Below are 7,695 nucleotides of genomic sequence, written 5' to 3'. Positions count from 1 at the left end.
ACGATGCATCGCCGATGGTAGTGTGGGGTTTCCCCATGTGAGAGTAGGTCATCGTCAAGATTAAATTCCGAAACCCCTGTTTGCTAACGCAGACAGGGGTTTTGTCGTTTCAGGGAACACCAAAAACCTGTCTCAAACCGCTCGGCGTGCCTTGCTGCTCCGACGAGCCTGCCACTTGCGCCACCAGATGTAGACGCCAGTTCCCGACAATCCTGCAATAAGAACACCCAATACTGCGATCATCACCTGTCCCGTGAAGCCTATGATCCGTCCCCCATGTATCGGCAACTGCAGCCGATAAAACTGCTCTCCCAACGTCCCTTCTCCTGCAATCTCCTGCCCCAATAATCGTCCGTCCGTACCGTGGAAGAACAACCAGGATTTACCGTGGGCCTCGGTGTCATGCTGTCCGAACCCCGCACCGTAGAAGTTGTACTCAAAGCTGTAATACAACTCGCCGATCGCTGCTGTCAGCCCCAACCTTTTTCCCTCCTGCTGTGCCCTTTCGTACGCCTGTTGATAACTCAATCGGGTGATCCCCAGATCTTCGGCAGGCATTCGCCCTCGCGCCTCGTACACGCTCGGTTCAATCGGGGAAAACAACGACACCACCGGTTTGAAGACCTGGCTCGGCAGGTTCATCGCCACGCTGCTGACGGCGATCGGCAGCAATAATAACCACAGCCACAAGCCCCCTGCCCGATGCAGATCGAAGTTGAGTCGATAGGCATGCCCGCCTTTGATCTTCCAGGCGCTCGACCACTTCTTCCAGAACGGTTTACCCCGCGGCAATGTCAGCCAGAGGGCGATGAAGCAGTCGATCACCCAAGCTACGGCCACCAACCCCATCAACAGCAAACCCCAGTTACCGGGGAGTGTCAGGTTGTAGTGAAACTCGAGAATGAACGGAACGAAGTTCTCACGCTGGAAACAACACTCGCCCCAGTAACGCTGGCCTTTTTGCTCGCCACTGACCGGATCGAGGTAGAACACCTGATTGCGTTCTTTAAACGGTTCACGCGTCGCCGGATCATTGCGCGGAACCGCCGCCAGTAATGCCGTGTGGCCTGCCTCATTCGGGTACTCCATGTACCAGACCTGCAACTTCGGATGTAACGATTGCACCGCATCCACCAGCTCACCTGGCGGTTGACGAGCGCCCTCGGCCGACGCTGTGTAAAACTCCGGATTCAACCACTCATCCAGCTCATGATTGAACGCCAGAATGCTCCCGGTGATCCCGGCCAGCAGTAGAAAAACCGCGGTGGCCAACCCGATATACCGGTGCAACAAAACCATAAACGAACGCATGAAAAATTCCCCCCCAGATACGACAAAGCCAGCCCCGGAAATCTGGGGCTGGCTTTTTTATGCACAAGATAAAGGCTTAGAACTGGTAACTGACCGTAGCGGCGACGTTGCGCTCTTCGCCCATGTAGCAGAAGTCGAGACTGGCGCAGGAGGCTAAGTAGGATTCGTTGGTCAGATTGTTCGCATTCAGGCGTATGTCGACACCCTTCAAACCGACCTTGCCGAGGTCATAACCAATCGATGCGTCGAACAATGTGTAAGACGGCACCTTCATCGTGTTCTCTGCATCCGCCCAGCTATAGCCGACATAACGCACACCGCCACCCAATCGCAGGCCATCGAGCGCAACACTGTTGAACTTGTAGTCCGCCCACAGCGATGCCATGTGCCGCGGCGCCTGGGTTGGCGAGTTGCCCTTGTTCTCGATCACATTGGCCGGTGTGCTCAAGGTGCTGATCATCGACTTCGAGTATTCAATGTCGGTGAAGGTGTAGCTGCCGAGGACTTTCAGGTTATCGGTCAACTGCATGTGCGCTTCCAGTTCCAGACCCTGGGAGCGGACAGCGCCTACAGCGCGATAGAAGTTTTCCTGCGGCAGTTTGGTCGCCAGGTTCTCCTGATCGATGCGGAACAAGGAGGCGGTGAACAGATTGTCGGTACCCGGCGGCTGATACTTCAGGCCCACTTCCCATTGTGTGCCGTCGGTCGGTGCGAGCGGATTGCCGGCGCTGTCCGCGTAGGAATTCGGGTTGAACGATTCGGAATAGCTGACGTACGGCGCGAGGCCATTCTCGAACAGATACAGTGCGCCGGCGCGACCGGTGAGCTTGGTGCGTCGATCGTTGATCTCGGTCCCGACCGGACGGCCCACTTCGGCGATACGGTTTTCGTCGGAGGTTTCCACCCAGTCCTGACGCAGTCCCAGCGAGAAGCGCCATTTGTCCATCTCGATCAGGTCTTGCAGGTAAACGCCGGTCTGCTCCAGGCGCCGCAGGTAGCTGGTCTCGCCGTACGGCGTAATAGCGGAATTGCCATACACCGGGTTGAACGCGTTGATCGGCGCCAGGCCGCCGCTGGTCCAGTCGACCACGGTTTTACGCCGCTGGTAATCCGCCCCCATCAGCACCGTGTGCTTGGTTGCACCGGTAAAAAATTCGGCCTGGAGCATGTTGTCGACGATGAACGCATGCAGGCGCTCGTCACCGCCGGTGTAGTAGCGATTCAGTTCGTTGCTGGTCGGCGACGTCCAGCCATAGGCGTACACCTGATCCATGTTCACTTTGGAGTCGAGGTAGCGGAAGTTCTGCCGCGCGGTGAAGACGTCGTTGAAGCGGTGTTCGAACTGGTAACCGAACGACTGCTGATCACGGGAGTAACCGTCGATGCCCGGCTCGCCTTCAAAGAAGTGCGGCGAGATGCGATTGCCGTTGCGCTGATGAATCGTGCCGTCGGCCGGCACGCCGCCGTGGTAACCGCCATCGGGATCATGTTGCAGATACGCTTGCAGAGTCAGCGACGTGTCCTCGCTGAAATCGATGCTAACGGTTGGCGCGAGGGCGAAGCGCTTTTCCTTGTTGTGGTCGAATTGCGTGTCGGATTGATCCGTCAAACCGATCAGACGATAGGCGATGCGCTTGTCGTCATCGACCGGTCCGCTGAAGTCAAAACCGACACCGCGCTGGCCCTGAGTGCCGACCGTGGCTTGTACCTGGTGATAGGCTTCGTACAGCGGCTTCTTGCTGGTCAGCGCCACCAGACCGCCCGGCGAGCTGCGGCCGTAGAGCACCGACGACGGGCCCTTCAGAATATCGACACGCTCAAGGAAATAGGGGTCGACCTGCATGGTGCTGTAGGTGCCGCTGTCGCCCATCGACTTGAGGCCGTCCAGGTAAATGTTGTCCACCGAGCCATCGTTGAAGCCGCGCATCGCCACGTAGTCGTAACGGTGTGTGGCGCCGTAAGGGTTGGTCAGAACGCCAGGGGTGTAACGCATGGCTTCGGACACGGTTTGCGAGCCCTGGTCATCCATTTGTTCGCGGGTGACCACGGACACACTTTGCGAGGTTTCCAGCAAAGCGGTGCTGGTCTTGGTGGCAATCTGGCTGTGCGTCGCGTTGTAGCCGTCCATGCTGCCCAGTGCGTTGCCGAGAGCGAAGCCTTTGATGTCGGTGGTCGGCAGGGCCAGCGCTTTGGTTTCTGCGACCGAGCGCAACACATAGCTGCTGCCGTCCAGGCTGATCGCCTCCAGGCCCGAGCCGCCGAGCAAATGGCTCAGGGCCTGATCGGCCGAGTACTCGCCCTGCACACCCGGTGACTGCCGGCCCTGGGTTTGCTGCGGTGTCATGGACAACGTGATGCCCGCCTCTCGCGCGAACTGGTTGAGCGCATCGCCCAGCGGTCCGGGGGCGATGTTGTAGCGGTGGCTGCTGACCTCGCTGGCATTGGCCGCCATGCTCAGGCTCGGCAGCACGCCAACGCCCAGTGCGGTAGAAAACAGCGCCGCCCGAACGGCGTGACGCAACAGGCCCGATTCGGCAGAGAAATTCAGAGGGTTCTTACAGGTAACGCGCGCAGTCATTGTCGGTTTCCGTAGGCAGTCGCGAAGGCTGAGTTGAAATGCTTACTGACTAAGCCGGACGTGCCGCGAAAACCCGCCAGAATAATTTCAGACCACCGACTCCAGCGTCACCCACCAACGCGTGCGGTAGCGCACTTGCACCGGCAGAGTCTGCGGCAGGATCGCCAGCAGCTTGTCGGTGTCCTCAAGACGGAACACGCCGGAGAGGCGCAAATCCGCAATGTCCGATGCACAGCTCAGAAAACCCTGACGATACCGGCCGACTTCGCTAAGGAAGTCCCCCAGCCGCATGTTGCGCGTCACGATCAGTCCGTCGACCCAGGCACCGGCGTCCATGTCCAACGGCGGCGCGGGACGTATCTGATGCTGATCGATCAGATAGCTCTGGCCGGCGATGGCCTCCGTCGAGTTGCCAGCGGAATGAATCGCGACCCGGCCACTGGTGACGCTCAGGCGCGTGCAACCCGCTTCCTGGCGCAGAATGAATCGCGCCTTGAACGGTTCGTAACTGCCATGACGACTCTGCACCCGCAGCGGTCGATCAAATGGCGCACCTTCATCGGCCCCGCCACAGGTGACGATGATTTCGCCGTGGGTCAGTTTGATCAGCCGTTGTTGCGCGGTGTAATCGAGGTCCACGCTGCTGGCGGTATTGAGTTCGACCCGCGTGCCGTCCGGCAACTGGAAGCCACGGCGCTCGCCCGTGACGGTGGCGTAGTCGGCGCTCCACGGTTGCCAGGTGGAGGTGTCGCTGGCCAGCCATCCCGCCGAGCCCATCAGCAGCGCGCTGGACAAGAGCTTCAATGCCTGACGTCGACCCAGTCCCTGAGCACTGTTTTCCAGCGTGTTGAACGCCACCTGCGCACCGGGCACGGCGCGCAGATTGTGGGTCAGTTCGGCTTGCAGAGATTGCACCCGTTGCCAGGCCAGTTCGTGATCATGGTGTTCGGCGCGCCATTGTTCGCACTGGTGATTCAGGCGCGGATTGCCATGGTTATTGCGCAGACGCAGGAGCCAGTGAATGGCCTGTCGTACGACCTGCTGCGGTGGCTCGGCGCGACGCCCGAGTGAGAGGTTATCCACCGGCATCAGCTTTCGTACCGCAATACATAGCAGTGAAACAGGGCGTCGGCGACGTAGCGTTCTACCGAGCGCAGGGACAGCCCCATCTGCTCGGCGATCTGCTTGTGCGTCAAACCTTCGCACTGAGCCAGCAGAAATGCCTGACGCACTTTCGGCTTCAAGCCTTCGAGCATGCGCGCAATGCCCTCAAGCAGTTCGATCACCAAGGCGCGGGATTCGGCACTCGGGGTTTCGGCCTCAGGCAAATGGGCGATGGTTTCCAGATACGCGCGTTCGATTTCCTCGCGGCGCCAATGATCGATCACCAGTCCTCGGGCAATCGTGCGCAGGAACGCGCGGGGTGCCTTGAGTTCCAGGCGCTCGGTGCGTTGCAGCAGGCGCACGAAGGTGTCCTGGGCCAGATCCGCCGCGTCGGCGGCATTGCCCAGCCGCGCGCGCAACCAGCCGTTGAGCCAGCCGTGATGACTACTGTAAAGCGCCTGTACTGCAAACTCAGGTGAGGACATGAACGCGACAGCCCGAACGTCACAAATGATAATTAGTCGCATTGTCATCAAGGGTTACAGAATTTGCAACCGGCGCTGCAAAACGGTCATCAAAAAATAACAAGCGAACGCTCTGGCACGCCGTTCGGCGGGAATCTGGTGCAAATGCCGTCCATTTCCCACAACGCCCTAAGTTTTCTCCGATACGTGCCGACAGACTGGTGAGACATGCGTGCACCAAAGTAGAGCAGCCGTCAGAACGCTGCCTGCGCTGTACATGGAATGTTGCATCCGGAACGCATCCCCACTTTTCGCATAAGAAGTCCCCTGAAATGAATCTCAAGTTCAGCCATAAAATCCTGCTGGCCGCCTCGGGCGTCGTGGTCCTGGCGTTCGCGCTGTTCACGTTGTACAACGACTATCTGCAGCGAAACACCATTCGCCAGAACCTCCAGTCCTCGGTCCAGCAGGCCGGTGACCTGACCGCCAGCAGTGTGCAGAACTGGATGAGCGGGCGGATTCTGGTACTGGAAAACCTCGCGCAGAACGTTGCTCATCAAGGCAAGAATGCAGACTTCCCGGGCCTGGTCGATCAACCGGCCTTCACCTCGAACTTCCAGTTCACCTACGTCGGCCAGGCCAACGGTGTGTTCACCCAGCGCCCTGACGCGAAGATGCCGGACGGCTACGACCCGCGTCAGCGTCCCTGGTACAAACAGGCCGTGGCCGCTGACCAGACCATGCTGACCCCGCCGTACATGGCTGCCGTTGGCGGTCTGGTGGTGACCATCGCCATGCCGGTGAAAAAGAACGGCGAGCTGCTCGGCGTAGTGGGCGGTGACCTGAGCCTGGAAACCCTGGTGAAGATCATCAACTCGGTGGACTTCGGTGGCCTGGGCCACGCGTTCCTGGTCAGCGGTGACGGTCAGGTGATCGTCAGCCCGGACAAAGACCAGGTGATGAAGAACCTCAAGGACATCTACCCGAACGCTGGAGTGCGCATCGAGAAGGGCAACCAGAACGTGGTGCTCAACGGCCAGGAACGCATCCTGTCGTTCACTCCGGTCAGCGGTCTGCCGAATGCCGAGTGGTACATCGGTCTGTCGATCGACCGCGACAAGGCCTACGCCGCACTCAGCCAGTTCCGTACTTCGGCAGTGATCGCAATGTTCGTCGCAGTGGGTGCGATTGCGGTCTTCCTGAGCCTGTTGATCACCGTGCTGATGCGTCCGCTGATCACCATGGGCCGTGCGATGCAGGACATCGCCCAGGGTGAAGGCGACCTGACTCGCCGCCTGGTGGTGGAAAGCAAGGACGAGTTCGGCGAACTGGGCAGTTCGTTCAACCAGTTCGTTGAGCGGATTCACGCCTCGATTTCCGAAGTGTCTTCGGCGACCCGCCACGTGCACGACCTGTCGCAACGGGTGATGGCATCGTCCAACGCCTCGATCATCGGTTCCGATGAGCAAAGCGCGCGCACCAACAGCGTGGCGGCGGCGATCAATCAGCTGGGTGCCGCCACCCAGGAAATTGCCCGTAACGCCGCCGATGCTTCGCAACACGCCAGCGGCGCGAGCGAGCAGGCCGATGACGGTCGTCAGGTGGTCGAGCAGACGATTCAAGCCATGACCGAGCTGTCGCAGAAGATCAGCCTGTCGTGCACTCAGATCGAGACCCTGAATGCCAGCACCGACAACATCGGTCATATCCTCGATGTGATCAAAGGCATCTCCCAGCAGACCAACCTGCTGGCGCTCAACGCGGCCATCGAAGCGGCCCGTGCCGGTGAAGCCGGACGCGGTTTCGCAGTGGTGGCGGACGAGGTGCGCAACCTCGCTCACCGCACCCAGGAATCGGCGGAAGAAATCCACAAAATGATCACCTCGCTGCAGGTCGGTTCCCGTGAAGCGGTGACCACCATGAACGCCAGTCAGGCGTCCAGCGAAGAGAGCGTTGAAGTGGCGAACCAGGCCGGTCTGCGTCTGGTCAGCGTGACCCAGCGCATCGGCGAAATCGATGGCATGAATCAGTCGGTGGCCGCCGCGACCGAAGAGCAGACCGCCGTGGTGGAAACCCTCAACGTCGACGTCAACCAGATCAACCTGCTGAACCAGCAGAGCGTGGCCAACCTCAATGAAACGTTGAAGGATTGCGATGCGTTGTCGCAGCAGGCCAACCGTTTGAAACAACTGGTCGACAGCTTCAAGATCTGATCGCTTGCGGTCAAAAAACAGCCCG

5 protein-coding genes are annotated in these 7,695 nt (G+C 59.6%); 1 reads left to right on the top strand and 4 read right to left on the bottom strand.

Annotation, left to right across the window (positions count from 1 at the left end):
- Positions 1-132 precede the first annotated feature (132 nt).
- The 4 genes from ACKJSM_RS16510 to ACKJSM_RS16495 form a co-directional block, all read right to left on the bottom strand.
- On the bottom strand, positions 133-1,311 hold the full coding sequence (locus tag ACKJSM_RS16510) for a PepSY-associated TM helix domain-containing protein (protein WP_410238291.1): 1,179 nt from the start codon (positions 1,309-1,311) through the stop codon (positions 133-135).
- A 76-nt stretch (positions 1,312-1,387) separates the two neighbouring features.
- Positions 1,388-3,889 carry a TonB-dependent siderophore receptor gene (locus ACKJSM_RS16505; RefSeq protein WP_410238290.1) on the bottom strand — a complete coding sequence of 834 codons (2,502 nt, stop codon included), beginning with the start codon at positions 3,887-3,889 and terminating at the stop codon, positions 1,388-1,390.
- Positions 3,890-3,976: 87 nt separating this feature from the next.
- On the bottom strand, positions 3,977-4,978 hold the full coding sequence (locus ACKJSM_RS16500; RefSeq protein ID WP_410238289.1) for a FecR domain-containing protein: 1,002 nt from the start codon (positions 4,976-4,978) through the stop codon (positions 3,977-3,979).
- Positions 4,978-5,478 (bottom strand): sigma-70 family RNA polymerase sigma factor, encoded by a 501-nt coding sequence (locus ACKJSM_RS16495; RefSeq protein WP_236182908.1) that lies wholly within the window; start codon positions 5,476-5,478, stop codon positions 4,978-4,980. Before ACKJSM_RS16495 ends, ACKJSM_RS16500 begins: the two co-directional genes overlap by 1 nt.
- A gap of 311 nt (positions 5,479-5,789) precedes the next feature.
- On the opposite strand from ACKJSM_RS16495, the gene ACKJSM_RS16490 reads away from it, so the two are divergent.
- On the top strand, positions 5,790-7,670 hold the full coding sequence (locus tag ACKJSM_RS16490) for a methyl-accepting chemotaxis protein (RefSeq protein WP_236182909.1): 1,881 nt from the start codon (positions 5,790-5,792) through the stop codon (positions 7,668-7,670).
- Positions 7,671-7,695 lie beyond the last annotated feature (25 nt).

Origin of the sequence: Pseudomonas sp. PHC1, assembly GCF_046487845.1 — a bacterium.
GTDB classification, from domain to species: domain Bacteria; phylum Pseudomonadota; class Gammaproteobacteria; order Pseudomonadales; family Pseudomonadaceae; genus Aquipseudomonas; species Aquipseudomonas sputi.
The sequence above is the reverse complement of the archived record's forward strand: the minus strand, read 5'-3'. Positions and strand labels throughout refer to the sequence as shown.

What these genes read in the sequence shown, in the direction of transcription:
- ACKJSM_RS16510 (WP_410238291.1), bottom strand. Translation starts at nt 1,311, where the DNA reads ATGCGTTCGTTTATGGTTTTGTTGCACCGGTATATCGGGTTGGCCACC.
- ACKJSM_RS16505 (WP_410238290.1), bottom strand. Translation starts at nt 3,889, where the DNA reads ATGACTGCGCGCGTTACCTGTAAGAACCCTCTGAATTTCTCTGCCGAA.
- ACKJSM_RS16500 (WP_410238289.1), bottom strand. Translation starts at nt 4,978, where the DNA reads ATGCCGGTGGATAACCTCTCACTCGGGCGTCGCGCCGAGCCACCGCAG.
- ACKJSM_RS16495 (WP_236182908.1), bottom strand. Translation starts at nt 5,478, where the DNA reads ATGTCCTCACCTGAGTTTGCAGTACAGGCGCTTTACAGTAGTCATCAC.
- ACKJSM_RS16490 (WP_236182909.1), top strand. Translation starts at nt 5,790, where the DNA reads ATGAATCTCAAGTTCAGCCATAAAATCCTGCTGGCCGCCTCGGGCGTC.